General features: G+C 68.8%; 11 protein-coding genes and 1 pseudogene. 2 read left to right on the top strand and 10 right to left on the bottom strand.

Translation table 11 applies throughout. From position 1 onward, the window contains the following. Window positions 1-864 (bottom strand): CHASE domain-containing protein (locus tag ACYP5B_RS38320; RefSeq protein ID WP_459573047.1); only part of this gene is annotated, 864 nt, incomplete at its 3' end. Between the two features lie 289 nt (window positions 865-1153). Between ACYP5B_RS38320 and ACYP5B_RS38315 the strand changes: the two genes are divergently transcribed. Continuing rightward, window positions 1154-3106 (top strand): sensor domain-containing diguanylate cyclase, encoded by a 1953-nt coding sequence (locus ACYP5B_RS38315; RefSeq protein ID WP_459573046.1) that lies wholly within the window; start codon window positions 1154-1156, stop codon window positions 3104-3106. 10 nt (window positions 3107-3116) lie between these two features. On the opposite strand, the gene ACYP5B_RS38310 is transcribed toward ACYP5B_RS38315, so the two are convergent. From ACYP5B_RS38310 to ACYP5B_RS38270, 9 genes and pseudogenes are all read right to left on the bottom strand, one after another. After that, window positions 3117-3449, bottom strand: coding sequence for a hypothetical protein (locus ACYP5B_RS38310; RefSeq protein ID WP_318236199.1), 333 nt, complete (start codon window positions 3447-3449; stop codon window positions 3117-3119). Between the two features lie 66 nt (window positions 3450-3515). Continuing rightward, window positions 3516-8000 carry a cellulose synthase subunit BcsC-related outer membrane protein gene (locus tag ACYP5B_RS38305; RefSeq protein ID WP_459573045.1) on the bottom strand — a complete coding sequence of 1495 codons (4485 nt, stop codon included), beginning with the start codon at window positions 7998-8000 and terminating at the stop codon, window positions 3516-3518. Next, entirely contained in the window at window positions 7973-9199 is a 1227-nt protein-coding gene (bcsZ, locus tag ACYP5B_RS38300) for a cellulose synthase complex periplasmic endoglucanase BcsZ (RefSeq protein ID WP_459573044.1), read from the bottom strand. Before bcsZ ends, ACYP5B_RS38305 begins: the two co-directional genes overlap by 28 nt. Then, window positions 9196-11460, bottom strand: a complete 2265-nt coding sequence (gene bcsB / locus ACYP5B_RS38295) for a cellulose biosynthesis cyclic di-GMP-binding regulatory protein BcsB (protein WP_459573056.1) — start codon at window positions 11458-11460, stop codon at window positions 9196-9198. Before bcsB ends, bcsZ begins: the two co-directional genes overlap by 4 nt. A 220-nt stretch (window positions 11461-11680) precedes the next feature. Next, the gene (gene bcsA, locus ACYP5B_RS38290; protein ID WP_459573043.1) at window positions 11681-13960 is read right to left on the bottom strand and encodes a UDP-forming cellulose synthase catalytic subunit; all 2280 of its coding nucleotides are present in this window, start codon (window positions 13958-13960) and stop codon (window positions 11681-11683) included. Further along, window positions 13957-14730, bottom strand: coding sequence for a cellulose biosynthesis protein BcsQ (gene bcsQ, locus ACYP5B_RS38285; RefSeq protein WP_400102856.1), 774 nt, complete (start codon window positions 14728-14730; stop codon window positions 13957-13959). Before bcsQ ends, bcsA begins: the two co-directional genes overlap by 4 nt. Beyond that, window positions 14727-15395 carry a cellulose biosynthesis protein BcsP gene (gene bcsP, locus ACYP5B_RS38280; RefSeq protein WP_459573042.1) on the bottom strand — a complete coding sequence of 223 codons (669 nt, stop codon included), beginning with the start codon at window positions 15393-15395 and terminating at the stop codon, window positions 14727-14729. The genes bcsQ and bcsP overlap by 4 nt, the downstream gene beginning before the upstream one ends. 62 nt (window positions 15396-15457) lie before the next feature. Continuing rightward, the gene (gene bcsD / locus ACYP5B_RS38275) at window positions 15458-15913 is read right to left on the bottom strand and encodes a cellulose biosynthesis protein BcsD (RefSeq protein WP_459573041.1); all 456 of its coding nucleotides are present in this window, start codon (window positions 15911-15913) and stop codon (window positions 15458-15460) included. 444 nt (window positions 15914-16357) lie between these two features. Beyond that, a pseudogene (locus tag ACYP5B_RS38270) lies at window positions 16358-16736 on the bottom strand (LysR substrate-binding domain-containing protein); the annotation flags it as partial. Between the two features lie 126 nt (window positions 16737-16862). Here ACYP5B_RS38270 and ACYP5B_RS38265 point away from each other — a divergent pair. After that, window positions 16863-17709, top strand: an 847-nt coding sequence (locus tag ACYP5B_RS38265) for a lyase family protein (protein ID WP_459573040.1), incomplete at its 3' end; no start/stop codon positions are given.

The raw sequence follows: 17709 nt of genomic DNA, 5'->3' as shown, positions 1-17709 counted from the left end.
GTTCAGCTCGCGTTCGGCCTGCAGCAGCGGCGCCGGGGCTGGCGCGCCAGCCGGCACGGGCTCGGCGTCACCGGCCAGGAGCGCGCTGGGCCTGGTGTCGCGGCCTTCATAGAGCAGCAGCGACAAGGTGCCAGCCGCTGGCAGGCTGACCCCGCGCAGCAGGTCTCCCAGGCGCAGGGACGTGTAGACATAGCCGGTCACGGCCTGCTGCCGCTGGGTGGGGGTGTTCAGGGGCAGGCCGCTGCCGTACACCGGCAGGTACAGCACCGCGCCACGCTGCGGCGCCTGCGTCTCGTTCTCGCGCGTGAGTTCCACGCCGCCGCTCAGGCGCGCCTCGCCGCTATCGCGTGCAGCCTCGGCGGCAGCACGGCGCACGGGATCGGACATGATGTCAAAGCCAAGCGCCCGCGTGATGCGCCCGGCAAAGGGCTCGACATATACCACGGGCGCATACACGTCACGCGGGCCCAGCGGGTACACCTCGAAGCCGGGCTGGCCCTGGCGGCGTATCGTCTCGACCAGCCAGTCGAGCTCCCTTGGCGGGGTCAGGCGCGCATAGCCGATCGAATGGGTGCCGGGCGGCAGGTCATCCAGCTGGGTGGTGTACAGGTAGTTGCGCCACTGCTCGCGGGTGAGGGCGGGATCGGCGGCGAACAGCCCGGTGGTGCCGCGCAGCAGTTGCTCGTTGTCCTGCAGGCGCCGTTGCAAGCCGGAGAAGACCGGCGAGAACACCGCCTCGAAATCGTCGCGCGCCACCTCGCGCTCGAGTGCATGCATGCTACGCCAGGCGCCGCCAGTCGCCAGAGCGCCGGCCGCGGCGACCAGCAGGGACAGCAGGACTGGCGAAATTGAGGGCAGTTTCATGAATTGGGGGTGCGGATGGGAGCCCTCGGTGGCCTCGCCCTGCCGCCGCCGGGCGACGGCCCACTATACCGTGGCGGCAAAGGCTCGCCCACCCCCGGCGTGCCGCCGTAACGTGCGGCGCCACACGCTGGCGGGCGCGGCGCGCGCGCGCGCGCCTGTCGGACTCGCGCGGGGCTAGCGCTTGTGGTAGGGTTGGCGGGCCCGCAAGCCTGCCGAAGCCCGACTCCCGGCAACCATGCGGGCCGGCCGTCCAGAAGGCGCGCGCCGTCCCACGACACCGCCGGCTCGCATGCCCCAAGTTTCGCTTTCCCTGAAGGCGCGTCTCGCGCTGATTACCACGGCGCTTGCCGCCGTGCTTGGTACCGGCATCGTGCTGGCATCGCTCTATTACGCACACGACGACCTGCGCGCCGCGCTGCAAGACCAGCAGGATTCCATCGTCAAGCTCGCCGCGGACCAGCTCGACACCGCCATGGAGGACCGCATCACCCTGCTGTCCCACGTGGCGCCGCAACTGGCCGGCGAGCTCTCCCGCCCCGGCGCCGAGCTGCGCCGCCTGCTGGAGCGGCGGATTCCCGTGCCCGGCACCTTCAATGCGTTCATGGTGGCCGATGCCCAGGGCCGCGTCCTGGCACAGGATGGCGTGCCGATAAACATCGCTGACCGTGACTACTTCCGCGAAGCCGCGCGTACCCTTGAGCCCGTGATCACCCCGCCTATCCGCGCTCGCTTCAATGGCGCGACCGGCGTGCTGATGGCGGTGCCCATCGTCTCGCAGCAAGGCGAATTCCTCGGCCTGCTGGGCGGCTGGCTCGACCTGTCGAGCGCCAACTTCCTGGTGGAGATCACCCACAACCGGCTCGGCACCACCGGCTTCTATTGCCTGGTATCGGGAGGGCGGATGCCGGTCTATGTGCGCCACCCCGATCCGGCCAAGGCCACGCAACCGGCCCGCGCGCTGGGAGACGCCTGCGGCGTCGACGAGCGCAGCGGCCGTATCGAATTTCTCTCGCCCGCCAGGCCGCTGATCTCGCGCTACCTGATGGAGAGCACTGGCTGGGAGCTGGTAGCGGTGCTGCCCGCGCAGGAAGCCTTTGCGCCGCTGCACGCCATGCAAAGGCGCTTCCTCACGCTGGCGCTGTTGTCGCTGGCGGTGGTGGCCCTGCTGATCTGGCTGACGCTGCGCTACCTGCTGGCGCCACTCACGCGCCTGCACCAGGTGGTAAGCGACAGCGCGCACGACCTCTCTGCCTACGAAAAACTGCCGGCACAGCAGCATGACGAGATCGGCGACCTGGCCCGTGCCTTCGTGCAGTTGATGCATGACGTGCGCGAGCGGCGCGAGCAGCTTGACCTGAGCGAGCGCCAGCTGCGCGCGGTCACCGATACGCTGCCCGCGCTGCTGGCCTTTGTTGGCCCCGACGAGCGCTATGTCTTCAACAACCTCGCCTACGAGCGGACCTATGGCATCCCCGTGAAGGCGCTGCGCGGCATGACCGTGCGCGAGGTGATTGGCGAGATCCGCTACGCGCGCGCCCGGCCATTCCTGATAAAGGCACTGGCAGGCACCGCGGCGACGTTCGAGATCGAGGAGACCGAACCCGAGTACCACTGCCTGGAAACCAATCTGCGCCCCGAGTGGAGCGCGGACGGCGGCCACGTGGTGGGCGTGCATGTACATGTGCAGGACGTGACCCAGCGCAAGCTGGAGACCCTGCGGCTATCGCGCATCTCCCGGCTCGACCACCTGACCCAGCTGCTCAACCGCAGCGCGTTCGAGGCGCTGCTGCAGGCCGCCATGGGGCGCAGCCGCGAAGAAGGCCGGCTCATGGCGCTGCTCTACCTGGACATGGATCGCTTCAAGGCGGTCAACGACTTCCACGGCCACATCACCGGCGACCTGTTGCTGCAAGCCTTCGGGCGGCGCCTGCAGCGCTGCGTGCGCGAGCGCGACACGGTGGCGCGCCTGGGCGGCGACGAGTTCGCGGTGGTGCTGGAGGATATCGGCGGCGCGGCCAATGCGCAGCGCATTGCGCAGGCCATCATGCATTCGGTGAGCCGGCGCTTTTTCATCGACGGCGTGTTTGCCGATGTGGATGTGAGCATTGGCGTGGCGCTCTACAAGGGCGCGCCCATGCCGGACCAGGAACTGATGCGCCAGGCCGATACCCTGCTCTACCGCGCCAAGGCGGCAGGCCGGGGCCGCTTCGAGATGGGGCCGCCGGAACTGCTGGATAGCTGACTTAGCTGGCTTACTTGCCTTCTTCGAACGGCACGTGCTTGCCGTCGCGCGACTGGTAGCCCAGCTTGGTATCCGCGCCCATCATCCGCTCCCATGCCACCATGGCATCCGCCACGGCGTTGGGCTCGCCCTTGAACACCAGCACATCGTTGCCGCAGTTCGGGCACTGCCCGCCAAACACGGCATCGATGCCGCGCAGGTTGGGGGCGTCGATGGCATCGAAGGTACTGAACGCCGTCTTGCACGCGCCGCACACCAGTTGCGCGGGCCGCATGCCTTCGAGCCGCGCGCGGGCCTGGTCGGCGCGCTCTGCCTGGCTGCCCCGTTGTTTTGCTTCACCCATGATGGCCTTCCTTTGCGCAGCCGCCTGGCTGCGCTTCACTTGATTGATTCATCCGTTGCGCGCCCCTCAGAACGGCGCCGGGCCTACAGCGGACTGCGGCGCCACCGGCGGGAACGCGATCAGCCCGGCCTGGCGTTGCAACGCGTAGCGCACATAGACGCCGGCATACCACTGGCGATAGTCGCGCGCGTTGTCGATACCGAGCAGGCCACCGACAAACAGCTGCTGGGCTGCCTGGTACTCCACCGAGCCAACCAGATTGTAGGCCAGGCCGGTCTTGGACTGGCCGGGATAGACCGCGGAGGTGGAGTTGGTAAGGCCCTTGCCGTTGGCCGTGGCGACCGTCGCATTGGCGGCGGCCTGGGCCGCCCCATCGGTCGGGAAATAGTCCGATGCATCCTCGCGAAAGGCCTGCATGCCGAGCGCGCCGCGCACATTGTAGGCCAGCCGGCCGCTGCGCCCTGCGAGCGAGAGCGGCACGGTCACGGCGAAATAGGTCTGCGGGCTGAAATAGCCGCCCTGGCCGAAGGTGAAGTAGCGCAGGTTATCCGCGTACCCCATCGAGGTGAAGTTGACGCCGCTCATCAGGCGTTGCTCGGCGTTGTCGATCAGGCGCAGGTAGAAGCCGCCGCCACCTTCCCAGCGGGTGTTGCGCTTCACGTCGTGCCCGGTCAGCAAGCCGTAGCCACCGTAGCCGTAGATGCCGAAGAAGCCATCGTCCCAGCCCAGGTCGGCGCGTGCGCTGGTGTTCATCACGCCACCCCATTGCAGGCCGGTGCGCTCATCCCGCACGCCCGCGTATGACAGCAAGCTATCCGTGACGGGGCGGCGCGATGCGCCGAGCGACAGCGTGGTGCGTTGCGTGAGCGGCAAGTTGAGGCGCGCGCCGGTGTTGACGTCGGCGTAGCGGAAGCCCAGCGGCGTGCTGCCCAGGTCGGCCTTGAAACGGTCCGATTCATAGGCCACGCCAACCGCCACGCCAAAGGCGTTCTGCGGGCCCGCGGAAGTGGATTTCAGTGGCGTGTTGGCCAGGTTGACGGGCGCGCCGCCCACGGGGAAAGCCAGCGGGCCGCCGCCAAAGCGCGAGGCGCTGTTGTAGTCGCTGCCGACCGAGCCGGCGTCGAGCGCGACCGGGGTCACGCGCGCCACCAGCTTGCCGTTGCCGACGGCCATCTTGGCCTCGGCCACCACCTGCATCTCGGTGAGCTGGCTCATGCCGGAGTCGCCATTGCGCCCGCGTAGCACGGGGCCACCGGCGAGCGTGCTGGTGCGCTGGGATTCGATCTCGTTGAGTTCTTGCTGCGCGGTCTTGGGCCCGGTCGGGTTGGCCTGCGAATCGGCTTCGGCCAGCCAGGGCGCGCGCGACTGCGCGCCGATCGGCTCGCGCGCCGGCGTGGCGGGCGCGGGCGGCGCCGCATAACCGCCGGCTGCCGGCGCGGCGTACTGCGCGACGGGATACTGCGCTGCCGCGGCTTGCTGCGGCACTGGATATGGCACGCCCGGCTGCTGGGCGGCCTGCGCGTTGGCAGGATAGGCGGGGTAAGCCTGGTTGGCCTGATTGGCCTGATTGGCTGGATAGGCCTGCGGGCCCGCCTTGGCCGCGCGCGCGTTCTTGCCGCGCGTGCTGGCAGGCGCCTGCATCGACATGGGCGCTTGCGCCTGCTGCGGATAGTAAGCCTGCGGCTGCTGGATCGCCGGCGCCATGCCCTGCCCGGCAGCGGACACCGGCGTAGGGATATAGGGTTGCGAGGCTTGTGCGCCGGCGCTCATCATCACCGGCGCGGGCGCCGTGGCGGCCATCACGGGCTGGGGTGCGGCCGCGGCGCGCGTGGGGCCCGGCACGATCAGGTACGGCGCCTGCGACCCGGGCGGCGGCAACTGCGAGTTGCCGCGCTGGCCAGGCAGGCCGACAAACGGGTTGGACGGCACGCGGTCGAAGCCCGCGCCATCCGGGCGCGCGCTTGCCGAGGACACGCCCGCGGCGTTCTCTGCCGCCACCGCTGCGCGGAAGTACTCAGCAGCGCGCGAGGTCTTGCCTTGGGCGCGGTAGAGCCGCCCGGCGGCGGTCAGCACCTTGGGCGACTTGGGTGCCTGCGCCAGCGCCATCTGCAACGTGCCTTCGGCCCAGCTGAATTCCTTGGCGGCGGTGGCGGTGCCGATTGCCGCCAGCATCAGGTCGAGGTTGCGCGGATCCTTCTCCAGCACGCTCTCGTACAGCGTCAGCGCCTTCTTGTTCTCGCCCGCCTGCGCATACATGCGCGCCAGGCTGGCGCGCACGGCGCCGTTGCCGGGGCGCTCGGAGAGCGCCGGCGCCAGCATGTCGTAGGCTGCCACGAGGTCGCCGCTCTCGGTCAGCGCATCGGCCTGCCGCACGATGTAGGCGACCCGCAGGTCGTCATAGTCGCGGCGTTGCGAGTTGCTCAGGTTGGCGCTGGCAAGCTGGCGCAGCACGCCGGCCAGTTCCACGTCCTGCTTGGTCTTGAGCAGGATGGCGGCGTACTGCAGTTGCATGCCAACGTCCGGGCGCACCGTGCGGCCCATGACGTTGCGCATCAGCGAGAGAGCGCGCGCCTCGTCGCCCGCATCGGCGTAAGCCAGCGCCAGCGCGCCGAGCTGGTCGGGGTCCTGCTGGGCGTAGCGCTGGGCTTGCTGCAGCACGCCCAGCGCGGCGGCCTGCTGGCCGGCGGCGGCAAGCCCGCTGGCGCGGTCGGCTTCGGCGTGCACCCACAGGCGGCGCTGCAGGGTGCCCATGTCGCGGGTGCGGTTCTGCGGCGGAATGCGCTCCAGCGCATCGAGCCCGCTTTGCCAGTCGCCGGTTTCGGCCGACAGCAGTGCGCTCGCGTACAGCGCGTCCGGCATATTGGGATTGGACAGCAGCAGGCCGTCCATGACGCTGCGCGCCTGCTCCTTCAAGCCCATCGACGCATAGGCGCGTGCCACATCCAGCCGCACCCACGGGTTGGTAGGGTCGGCCGCCATCGCGTCTTCCAGCGCGCGGCGCGCGCCGGCGGTATCGCCGCGCTGCAAGGCGGCGCGGGCCTGGCCGCGGGCCTCTTCGGCGCGCAGCTTGCCCAGCGAGCCAACCTTGTCCTGCTGGGCCGGCGTGAGGTTCTGCACGATGGCGAGTGCTTCCGCGCTCTTGTTCTGCGCCGCCAGCACGCCCACCAGGCCGCGCGTGGCGTCGGGATTGTCGGGCTGTTGCTTGAGCACGCGGCGATAGGCAGCTTCGGCCTGGGCGTACTGGCCTTCCTCGGCCATCACGTCGGCCAGCGCCACCTGGGCAGAGGGCTCGCGCGCATCGAGCTTGATCGCGCGCTCCAGCAGGCTGCGCGCCTCGGCGCGGTTGCCCGCGCCACGCGCTGCACTGGCCTGCTCGGACAGCAGCCAGTACGTGGCACTGTTCTGCGCGCTGCGGTAGCGCCCGCCGGCACCGCGCTTGGCGGCCTGGTCGAGGAAATCCACCGCCTCGGCAAACTTCTCCTGCTTGAGGCGCAGCACGCCCATGCCGCCGAGCGCGTCGGCGTCGCCGGGGCGCTCCTGCAACGCGGTCTGGAACCGGTCGCCGGCGCGCTCGAGGTCGCCGGCATCCATGGCATCGAAGCCTTGCTGCACGATCTGGCGCACCGGGTTGCTGGCGGCGCCGGCCGCTTGCGTGGCTTGCTGCTGTTGCTGTTGCTGATGCTGGGCCTTGACCGCATCGAGCTTGGCGCGGATGGTGGCGTCGTCGGGATGGCTTGCCAGCCATGCCTGGTACAGCGGCGCATCCGCCGGCCGGCCGCCCAGCCAGGTCAGGGCCCGCCGCCAGCTCTCGCCGGCCTGGCCGGCTACGTCGCTGCTTTTGGACAGCGCCTCCAGCTGGCGGATGCCGTCGCGCCGCGCGGACTCGCGGTAGGTCAGGTGCTGCGCCAGCGCGAGCTGCGCGCGGTTGTCCGACGGATTGGCGCGGGCCAGTTGCTCCAGGCCCTTGCGGGCTTCTTCCCAGCCTTGCGCCGTGCCACCCAGCGTCTGGTAGTACTCCAGCGCCAGGTTGCCCTGCGGCACCGCGCCGCCCGCGGCTTGCTGATAGCGCTTGACGGCTTCCTCGCTCTGGCCGCTGCGCGCCAGCTGGCGCGCCTGCTCGACCTGCTGGGTCACGCCGCCGCTGCTGATCACCTGCGTGAGGCGCGCCACCAGCGGGGAGTTGGGCTGGGCCTTCTTCAGTCGCTCCAGGTAGGTGCGCGCGCCGTCGGGGCGGCCCGCCTCGGCTTCGGCCACGCCCATGCCGTACAGGGCTTCGGGCTGGGCCGGATTCAGCCGCAGGATCTTTTGCCACGCTTCGGCGGCGCGGTCGCTGCGGCCGCGTTCCTGCCAGTACTTGCCCTGGTCCACCAACAGCTTGACCGGATCTTCCTGCGCCGTGGCAGCTGCGGCAAACGCCGCCAGCAGGCTCAGCACCAGTGTCTTGGCGCGCAGGCCCTTGCCGCGCGCGGTGTCCGCGGGAATATGCTGCCCGCTCGTCGGGCGGGGTGTGTTCGCGCGTCCGTTCATGGCCGGGCGCTTGCGGTTCGACATGTCTTCTCCCACTCCAGCTCCAGTTGCCCCGAAGGCGCGAACCGGTAGCGGCCTTCGGCAAAGCCGAGGCCGAATAATCCCAATACGGTGTCGTAGTACGTGGCAGCGGACTTGCCCGTGGCGGCGTCGATCATCGTCTCGGCCCGGGTGCGCTGCACCGCGGCTACCGGCGATCCGGCCGCCTGCAGGAACGGCACCAGCGCGGCGGAGAAGCCCGTCGGGCCGTCGCCTTCCACCGCGCCACTATCGGCGTGCATGCGCTCGGGCGGCGCGGCGCGTCCCGCCATGCGCTGCGCCTGCGGCGCCAGCGCCTTCATCAGCAGGCGGCCAGCGGCGTCGCCGCGTGGCGTCACGCCGGCCCACAGGTAGACGCGGATAGCGTCGTAGCTGCTGACATCGCCCTTGTCCGGGTCGGTGAGAAAGCCGCTGCCGCCAGCGTCGCTGCGGTAGGCCGACCAGTCGGGCACGATGCCCTGCCTGGCCACCGCCTCGACCAGCTTGCCGGCCTGCGTGGCAAGCTGCCCCCAAGGGCCGGACGGCTCGGCGCCAGCCAGGCGGCGCAGCAATGGCACCGGCAGGTAGCTGGCATTGAGGCGCCACTGGCGCGGGCCATCGGCGTTGCCTTGGGCAAAACCCTGCGGGCCCGGCAATAGCATGGTGCCAAAGCCGGGCAGCGACACCACCTCTTGCCTGGCCACCAGCTTGAGCAGCGCGCGCGCCTGCTCGCCATAGCGCGGCTGCTTCCACAACCGCGCGGCTTCGAGCAGCGCGAAAGCGAACCACAAGTCGGCATCCGATGCGGGGTTCGCGTCGATCACGCCCCACGAGCCGTCGGCCCGGTGGCCCCACTGCCAGGCGGGCAGCTTGTCCTGCAGGTTGCCCGCGCCGAGGTTGGCAATGCTCCATTGCCAGAGGCGGTCGAAGGTGGCGCGGTCGTTGGCCATCAGGGCAAACACCATGCCGTAGGACTGGCCCTCGGAGGTGCTTTGCTGCTCCTTGGTGGACGGGTCGAGCACGCGGCCGTCGGCCTGCACGAAGCGGGACAGGAACTGCTGGTACAGCGGCCACGCGCAGGCGGCCGGCGCCGATGTCTTCGGCGCGGCGCCGTGGGCCAGCGCGGGCCAGCCACCCAGCGCCGCGAGCGCGCCCAGGCCGGGCAAGCCCGCGAGCCATAGGCGGCGAATGCGGTTCACGCTCACTTGTGTTCCCCTAGCTTGCGGCGCGCGGCGCGTGCCCGCAGCGACAGATACATCAACACCGCCAGCAGCAGTGCGGCGCCGCCGATCATCAGCACCATGGCGAGCGGCCGCTGCGAGAGCCACCACTGCACATAGGTCCAGGGCCGCAGCTTGCCCACGTAGTAGTTCTGCTGGACCGCCAGGCTGTTGATCTCCTTGCCGCGCACCAGCGCCAGGCTGCCTTGCACGTTCGTGACCTGGTCGGGATCGAGCAGCACCTCGGTCATGGCCAGCAGGCCTTGCGGCGCGTTGCTGGTGACGGCCACCACGCTGCGCCCGGATGCCAGCGGCGACTCGAAGGCGCTGAGCGCGGCATCGGTGCTGGCACTGCTGATCGACATGCGCGTCTCGACCGGGCGGTTGCGCGTGCCATCCGCACCGTTCCACCAGCCCGTCACGGTGGACACCAGATCGGTCAGCGCAAAGCGCTTTTCATTGCCGGCCAGCGTGACCGGCATGCGCTCGGCCCATTGCGTGAAGAGCGGCTGGCTCTGCGTGGTGCCGATCACCAGCAGGTCGCGCGCGGCTTGCTTGCCGACCTGCGCGGCGGCGCTCACGGCCACCCCGGTGGCGGGATAGCCGGTGGATTCGCCCATGCGCCCCATCAGCGTGAGGTAGGTCGAGTAGTCCTCGGCGGCAGGCTTGTCCGGCAGGATGACCGCGGTCTCGGAGAGGTCGGCCATGCGCGTGAACGGGAAGCCGCTGTTGCCGAACACGGCCAGGTCAGGCAGCGCGATAAAGTGCGGCAGGCCGGTGATGTTGATGGTGGAGTCAGGATCGATCGCGCCCTTGACATTGTCCAGCATCACGTCCTTGCACGCGCCCTGCTTGAGGTAGTCGTAGTAGAAATGGAACTGCAGCTGCGACTGCGCGGGCAGCATGAACAGCGGCAGCTCGATGTGCTCATCGACCGGCACCGAGCCATCCGGCAGCACCTTGGCCAGCAACTGGCTGGCGCCGCCATCCTGGTTCCTGACCGAGCGCAGCGCGTACGCGCGCAGGAACTGGTTGCTGACGCTGATGTTGAGGGTGGACTTGTCCACCACCGGGCGCGGCGTATAGCGGTACTTCAGGTCGATCGGGATGCCCTTGCTGCGCCAGCCGAACAGGTCGGGCGGCAGCCGGAAATTCACCCGCACGAGGTCCGGGCTGTAGCCCGAGACATTGAGGTCGCGCACTTCGGCAAGCTCGCCAAAGCGCACCGGGCGGTCGCTGCGGATCCAGTTGGGTGCGTCGTAGGGCACTCGCGGCGCCACGTCTTCGAGCTTGTTGATGGTGGCGTTCTGCCCGGACAGCGCGCGCGCGCCGAGCGCGAGCGCCTGCGCCGCGGTTTTGAGCTCGGCGCTATCGCGGCCCATCACCAGCAGCAGCTTGGCGTTGGCGTCGCCCGGATTGGGCACCACCGCGATCGACGGACCGCTGATGGCGGGCACCTGCACGCCGGCGGGCTTTTCTTCGTTGGTGACGAACACCACCGCATTGCCAGTGGCGGGCACCTGGTTGAGCGTGGCGGCAAACGATGCGCCGCGATAGCCGGCCAGCGCGCCGAACCACGACGAAACCGTGCCCGCGGCTTCCAGCGTGGCCGTCGACGGTGCGCCCGCAAACACAAAAGGCAGCCTGAGGCGGCCAACGTCGCGGCGATCGAAGAACGGCAGCGGCAGCAGGGCCAGGTCGTTGGACAGCGCCACCGGCGTCAGCGTAAGTTCCAGCACGCTGCTATTGCCAACGGTGGCCCACAGGCTGGAGTGGAAGGGATCTTCGCAATCGGTGGTGTAGTGGCCGATCAGCTGCAGGTTGAGACGGTTGAACTCGGTGATCAGCCGCGGCTCGATCGGCACATCGCGCTCCAGGCTGGTCCCCGCGGTGTCCTTGGGCACCGGCACGGTACCGGCGACCTCGCCGTTGACCATCACGTTGATATGCGACAGCGCCGGTATCAGCGCGGGCGAGTACGTGTAGCGCAACTTCAGGCGCGCCCCGGTCACGACCTCGTCGGCGCGGATCGAGAACGGCACGCCGTTGATGGCGTCCACACCGCGCAACTGGAATGGCGCGGTGGCGCCGAGCTGCTTGAGCGTGAGCTGCACGGTGCGCGCGCCGCTGCGGGGCGCGGCGGCGGCCTGCACGGCCACTGCGGCGGGCGACTGCGCGGCGACTGCGTCGCGCGTGGTGTCGGGCACGCCGGCGCGCTGGGCGCCGGCCGGGGTCACCGTCAGCATGGCAAGCGCGAGCAATGCGCTCAGGCGGGCCGCCGCGGGCAGGCGCGCGGCTGTGGGCGCGGTTGTGGGCGCGGTTGTGGGCGCAGTTGAGCGATCGGTCAGGCGTGGTGTCTTGGTCAAACGCATTCTCTGTTTTTTGCCAGTGGTCCGGTGCGTGGTCAAGCCGCGTCCCGAACCGTTGCGGGACGCGGCGCATGGCCGACGAGGCCGATCAGGCCGATCAACGGGTAGAAGCGCCAGGTTCTGGACGGCGCAGCAAGTGGCGCATCTCGCGCCCCAGGTGGAACATCACGTTATGGAAGCCAAGCAGGCCGATGCGCAGGATCTGGCCGGCGGCCAGCCCCGGGGCATCCGGGCGCTTGCGGCCCCACGAATCGATCCACGCGTCGGCGCGCGCAAAGGTGCATTGCACGAACGCCATTTCCTCGCGCGGGCTCATTTCCGCCAGCTCCAGGCCGGTGTGTGTGTCACCCTGGAACACCACCTTGGCGGGGAACATGTGCTCGTCGTTCTGCAGGTAGAGCGAGATCTGCACTTGCTCGCCCACGGCGGCCTTCATGCCAGGCGGCAGCCGCATGCCGATGCCGCCCTCGGCGAAGTCGATGGTCTCGCACACCAGCGTGCGGCCATCGGGAAAGTGCAGCGTGGCGGGCAGCTTCATCGCCACCCGGTGCGCCACGCGGATCTGGCGCGTCTCGCTGGCGACCGCAATCGAGGCGCCGAGAATGATCAGGTTGTAGAACGTCCAGGTCAGGTTGAGCACCACCGTGGTGGCCTCGAACTGATTCCACAGGAACAGCCGCAGGAAACCCACCACCACGCCCAGCATGTTGAACAGCAGCAGCACCAGGTAGGGCCGCGAGATCACCCAGTCGAAGTAGGCTTCCTCGATCACGCCGCCCTTGGGCGTCACGTTGAACTTGCCGGCCGCGGGGTTGACGAATGCCACCAGCACCGGCCGCATGATGTACCACGCCAGCACCGATTCGTAGACCTCGTTCCAGAACGAATGCCGGAACTTGCCCTGGATGCGCGAGTTGGTCATGTTCGCGTGCAACAGGTGCGGCAGCGCGAACGTGGCGATGGTCAGCGCCGGGGCCTGGATCACGTGGGCGCCGAACAGCAGGTAGGCCAGCGGCGCCGTCAGGAACACCAGCCGCGGCAGGCCGTAGAAGAAGTGCAGCATGGCATTGAGGTAGCACAGCCGCTGCGGGATCGACAGGCCCGGCCCGAACAGCGGGTTGTCCACCCGGCAGATCTGCGCCATGCCCCGGGCCCAGCGAATGCGCTGCCCGACGTGGCCCGAGAGGCTTTCCGTTGCGAGCCCCGCGGCTTGCGGAATCGCCAGGTAGGCGGTGCCGTAGCCCTTGCGGTGCAGCTTGAGCGCGGTGTGCGCGTCCTCGGTCACGGTTTCCACCGCGATGCCGCCCACCTCCAGCAGCGGGGCGCGGCGGATCACGGCGCAGGAGCCGCAGAAGAAGGTGGCGTCCCACAGGTCGTTGCCGTCCTGCACCAGGCCGTAGAACAGCTCGCCCTCGTTGGGGACTTCCTGGAAGGTGCGCAGGTTTTTCTCGAACGGGTCGGGCGAGAAGAAATAGTGCGGCGTCTGCAGCATGGCCAGCTTGGGGTCCTTGAGGAACCAGCCCATGCTGATCTGCAGGAAGGAGCGCGTGGGAATGTGGTCGCAATCGAAGATCGCCACATACTCGCCGTGCGTGCCCTTGAGCGCCTCGTTGATATTGCCCGCCTTGGCGTGGCGATTGTGATTACGCGTCACGTGGGTGACGCCGACCTTCTCGCAGAACTCGCGAAATTCCTCGCGCCGGCCGTCGTCCAGCACGTAGACATTGATCTTGTCGCGCGGCCAGTCCAGGGACATCGCCGCGAACACCGTCGGCTTGACCACCGACAGCGGCTCGTTGTAGGTCGGAATGAAGATATCCACGGTGGGCCAGCTGGCGCTGTCCGCGGGCATCGCCACCGGGCGGCGCTTGAGCGGCCACGCGGTCTGGAAGTAGCCCAGGATCAGCACCACGAACGCGTAGATCTCGGCCAGCACCAGGCCGATGCCGAAGACAGTGTCGAACCAACCGCCCAGGCCCACGGTTTCCGTCAGGCGCCAGTACATATAGCGGCTGGACGCCGCGATCGACAGGATCACCATCATCAGCGTGGCGAGATGGCCCTTGACCCGGTTCAGCCAGATCGCCAGCCCGAAGCACACCGCGGCAAACCCGACCTGCTGCCAGAAATCCAGCGGCACCGTGATGACCAGCGCAAACATGAACAGCCCGAGCAGCAACGCCAACACCCGCGCCGCAGCGCTATCCCAAAGGGGAAGCTCGATGAAGGTGCTGCCGAAACGCCGCAACGCAGCCGACAGCGCGTTGGGCTTGTCGTCGCCTTTGCTTTTGCTTTTGCTTTTGCCTTTAACCTTGTCCTTGCCCTTGGCCCGCGCGCCTTTGGGCGCGGCGGCGGCTTTTGCCTTGGCTGGCTTCACGCGGCTTCTCCGTGAGCGGCCAGCGCCTGGCGCACCCATGCAGCGCAGCGCTGCAGGTCGTGCGTGGCCTGGCTGTGAGGGTTGTACTCGAGCACGCTGCGGTCATAGGCCAGCGCCTCGGCCACGGCCTGGTCCTGGTGGATCACGCCCAGCACGCGCTCGCCCAGCTGGGCGCGCAGCACCTGCACCACGTCCTTGCCGAGCTGGCGGCTCACGTCGACCTGGTTGATCACCAGCACATGGCCCAGGTAATCGGGCCGGCCTTCGCAATACGTGCGGATCAGGTCTTCCATCAGGGGCATCGTGGCGTAGGAGGCGGCGTCCGGCAGCGACACCATCAGGCATAGCTGCGCGCTGGACAGCGCCTGACGCATGTAAGGCGACGGGCCCGGCGGGGTGTCGATCACAACCACGTCGTCGCGGCCCAGGCCGAGCCCGGCAAGCTCCGTGCGCAGCCATCCCGGATGCGTGGAGAGGTGCGTTTCAAACGCAGAGCGGTCCGCCTCGTTGAGCGAGCCGAACGGCATGACCAGCACGCGGGAGCGGCCCTTGTACATGCTCTGCTGCCACGCTTCTGCGGCCAGCGTGGCCCGCGCATGCCCCGCGACTTCCTGCGGCGGCATGCCGAAATGCAGGCGCAGCGCGTTTTGCGGATCCAGGTCCACGGCAAGCACATTCTCGCCAGCGAGGGCGAGCGCTTCGGCCAGGTTGGCCGACAGCGTGGTCTTTCCCACGCCGCCCTTGGCCGAAACAACAGCAATGATCTTCACGAGCGATTCAGCCGATCAAGAAAGGAGCGGCGCGCGGGTGCGCGCTCGCTGGTGGTGGCCGGTTCCTGGCGGCCTTCGAGCCGGGCGAACACCTTGGACAATTCGGTGTCGGCGGCGCGAGCGGGCTCGGCCGGCGGCGCGGCCGCAGCCGCGGGAGCCGCCGGGGCCCAAATGCTGGCTGGCTGGGGCGTGGGGGCAGCGGCGGGGTTCGGTACTTCTGCCGGTGCTGCCGGCGAGGGCGGCATGGCGGCCGACGCCACTGGCGCCATGCCTTCTGGCGTGCGGAAACGCGGTCGCATCGCGGAGGCGGGCGCGCTCAATACCGTCGGGGCAGCAGGGGCCGCCGGCGCTATCCGGGCGGCTGGCGCCTCGGCGGCGGGAGCCGGCTGCGCGGCCGGTGGCACGTCCCCGGCAGGCAACGCGGCGCGCCACAACGGCGCGGCCGAGCCGGCCTGCCCGGCAACCGGGCTGGCAACCTCAGGCGCATGTGGTGCGGCCGGCTGGACGGGGGGCACCACGGCGGCGCGGTCGACCCGCACGGACGTCAGCAGCGGCCAGCGCTCGCGCGCCTGCGACGCCGCGTCTTCGCGCACGATCTCTTTATAGGATTCCGCCTTGCCGCCGAAACGCTGGAACAGCTTGGACAAATCGTCGGATTGACTCATGGGATCTCACTCACGCAAGGGTGGGCGCCGGCGTGAAAACTGCCGTAAACCGCAGCGGCACATCAACGCCCAAACCGGAATTCCACGCATCCGGTGGCATCAATCGGCGTACTTTGGCTGACCCGCAGGGTCTCGGACGAGCCGAGCATGCGGAACCAGTGCTGGTACGCCCCCTCCAGGAAGGCCGGCGACCACGCGTCGGCTCCGTCCCCAAGCGCCGCGTTCAGCGGTGCGCAGTAGTGCCGGACCACCAGCGAGCCCCCCGCATCCTCGATGCTGGTCCAGCCCCAGTCCACGTCCAGCCAGATCTGGGCTACAGCCCGTTCCAGCTCGGCGAGCGTCGAGCAGGCGCCCGGATCGAAACGCTTAGCAAAACGCGCGCCAACCCGCCACATGACGGCGCGCAGGCCGGCCACGTCCATGGTCTCGGATAGTTCTTCGGCGAGCGCCGACAGTACGTCACGCCATTGCGACGAGCAATGCCGCTCAGTGAGATATTGCAGAATTGCTTGATTCACCCCGACATCCTGTTTTAATTGTGTACTGTAAATATTCTTCTTATTGTTGGAGCGCCATTTTCTTACCAACCCGGCAGTCTGGGCAAACGCTTTGCGAGCAACAATAGTTATGTTCCATCCCTGCAACATCCGCGATAGCGAGCACCCGCCCCCAAGTCTGCCCGGCTTCCCTCACAGGCGCTGCCACGGCCTTTCGCAGGGAACGCAAGCCTGACAGTTTCCGCATCGGGCGGGAACCCACCCCCTTCCAAAGCGGGGAAAACTTCGTGGCTTGCGCTGCCGGCAAAGCCAATGTCTCTACATTGGCTCCGCCAAGCACATCCCCTGGCCAATGATTAGCCTGCGCGTATGTAATTTTTGCCTGCGGAGAAATATGGCAGGTAAAAGCGTAAAACATTAAGTCGGGGGAAACCGCAAGGCGGTCAGCGCCAAGACAGCTTCGAATTAGCCCGGCATGATCTGCGCGCCAGGGCGCGCCGCCGCAGCGAATGCATTGATCAGGCGCGCTCCCCGCCGTTCGCGCAAAAATAGAGATACTCGCTCATTTCCGCGCTACTGCCCTCAAAATCCAGCATTTTCAGGTCCGGACGGCTGGGCACCTCGTGGCGGGCGATGATGGACACCCCGAGCCCGCGGATCAACGCCTCGCGGATCGATTCCCGGCTGCCAATCTCCATCGCTTGGCGGGCACCACGCCCGCCCGGGCCAGCATCTGCTCGGGGACGATGCGCGTGGTCGACCCTGCCTCGCGCATCAGCAGGCGGCAGCTGACCAGCGCGGCGACCGGCACCCGCGCCCTCGCGGCCAGCGCATGGCTGCGATGCTGTGATTCGTGCGCTGGGGCAGGCTGGCCGCGCCCGGCGGCACGGATGACGCCGTGGCTGCCGGGAGCGTATTCTAAAGCCCAGGATCTGCTGCCAAGCCGCCTTCTACCGAACAGGAGAACGCAATGCCCGAGCGCAAGCACGACACCATCCGCATCGAGACCGACAGCCTCGGCGACGTACCAGTGCCTGCCCGGCACCTGTGGGGGGCGCAGACCGAGCGTTCGCGCCAGAACTTCCGCATCGGCAGCGAGACGATGCCGCCAGCGCTGATCGAAGCCTTCGCCATCCTCAAGCTCTGCGCGGCCCGCGCCAACCGCGAGCTGCGCGTGCTCAAGCCGGAGCTGGCACACGCCATCGAGGCAGCGGCGCAGGAGATCATCGCCGGCAAGTGGTCCGAGGAGTTCCCGCTCTCGGTCTGGCAGACCGGCTCCGGCACGCAGACCAATATGAACCTGAACGAGGTGATTGCCAACCGTGCGATCCAGCTGCTCGGCGGCGAGCCGGGCACCAGGCAGCCGGTGCATCCCAACGATCACGTCAATGCCAGCCAGTCTTCCAACGACAGCTTTCCCACGGCGATGCACATCGCCGCCACCCGGGCGATCCAGTTGCAGCTGCTGCCTGCGCTGGAGACCTTGCAGCAGGCGCTCGGGCGCAAGGTGGACGCGTTCACCGACATCGTCAAGGTGGGCCGCACGCACCTGCAGGACGCCGTGCCGCTGACGCTCGGCCAGGAGTTCTCCGGCTACGAAGCCCAGGTAGGCGATGCCCAGTCGCGCCTGCGCCAGGCCATGCTGCGCGCCATGCCGGTACCCCAGGGCGGCACCGCGGTGGGCACCGGGCTGAACGCGCCGCACGGTTTTGCCGCGGCCTTCGCGCGCGCGCTGTCGGACTACACGGGCCTGCCGTTCGAGCCCGCGCCGAACCGCTACGCGCTGCAAGCCTCGCACGATGCGCTGGCCGACCTGT

The organism is Cupriavidus sp. 8B, from assembly GCF_054589115.1.
The sequence above is the reverse complement of the archived record's forward strand: the minus strand, read 5'-3'. Positions and strand labels throughout refer to the sequence as shown.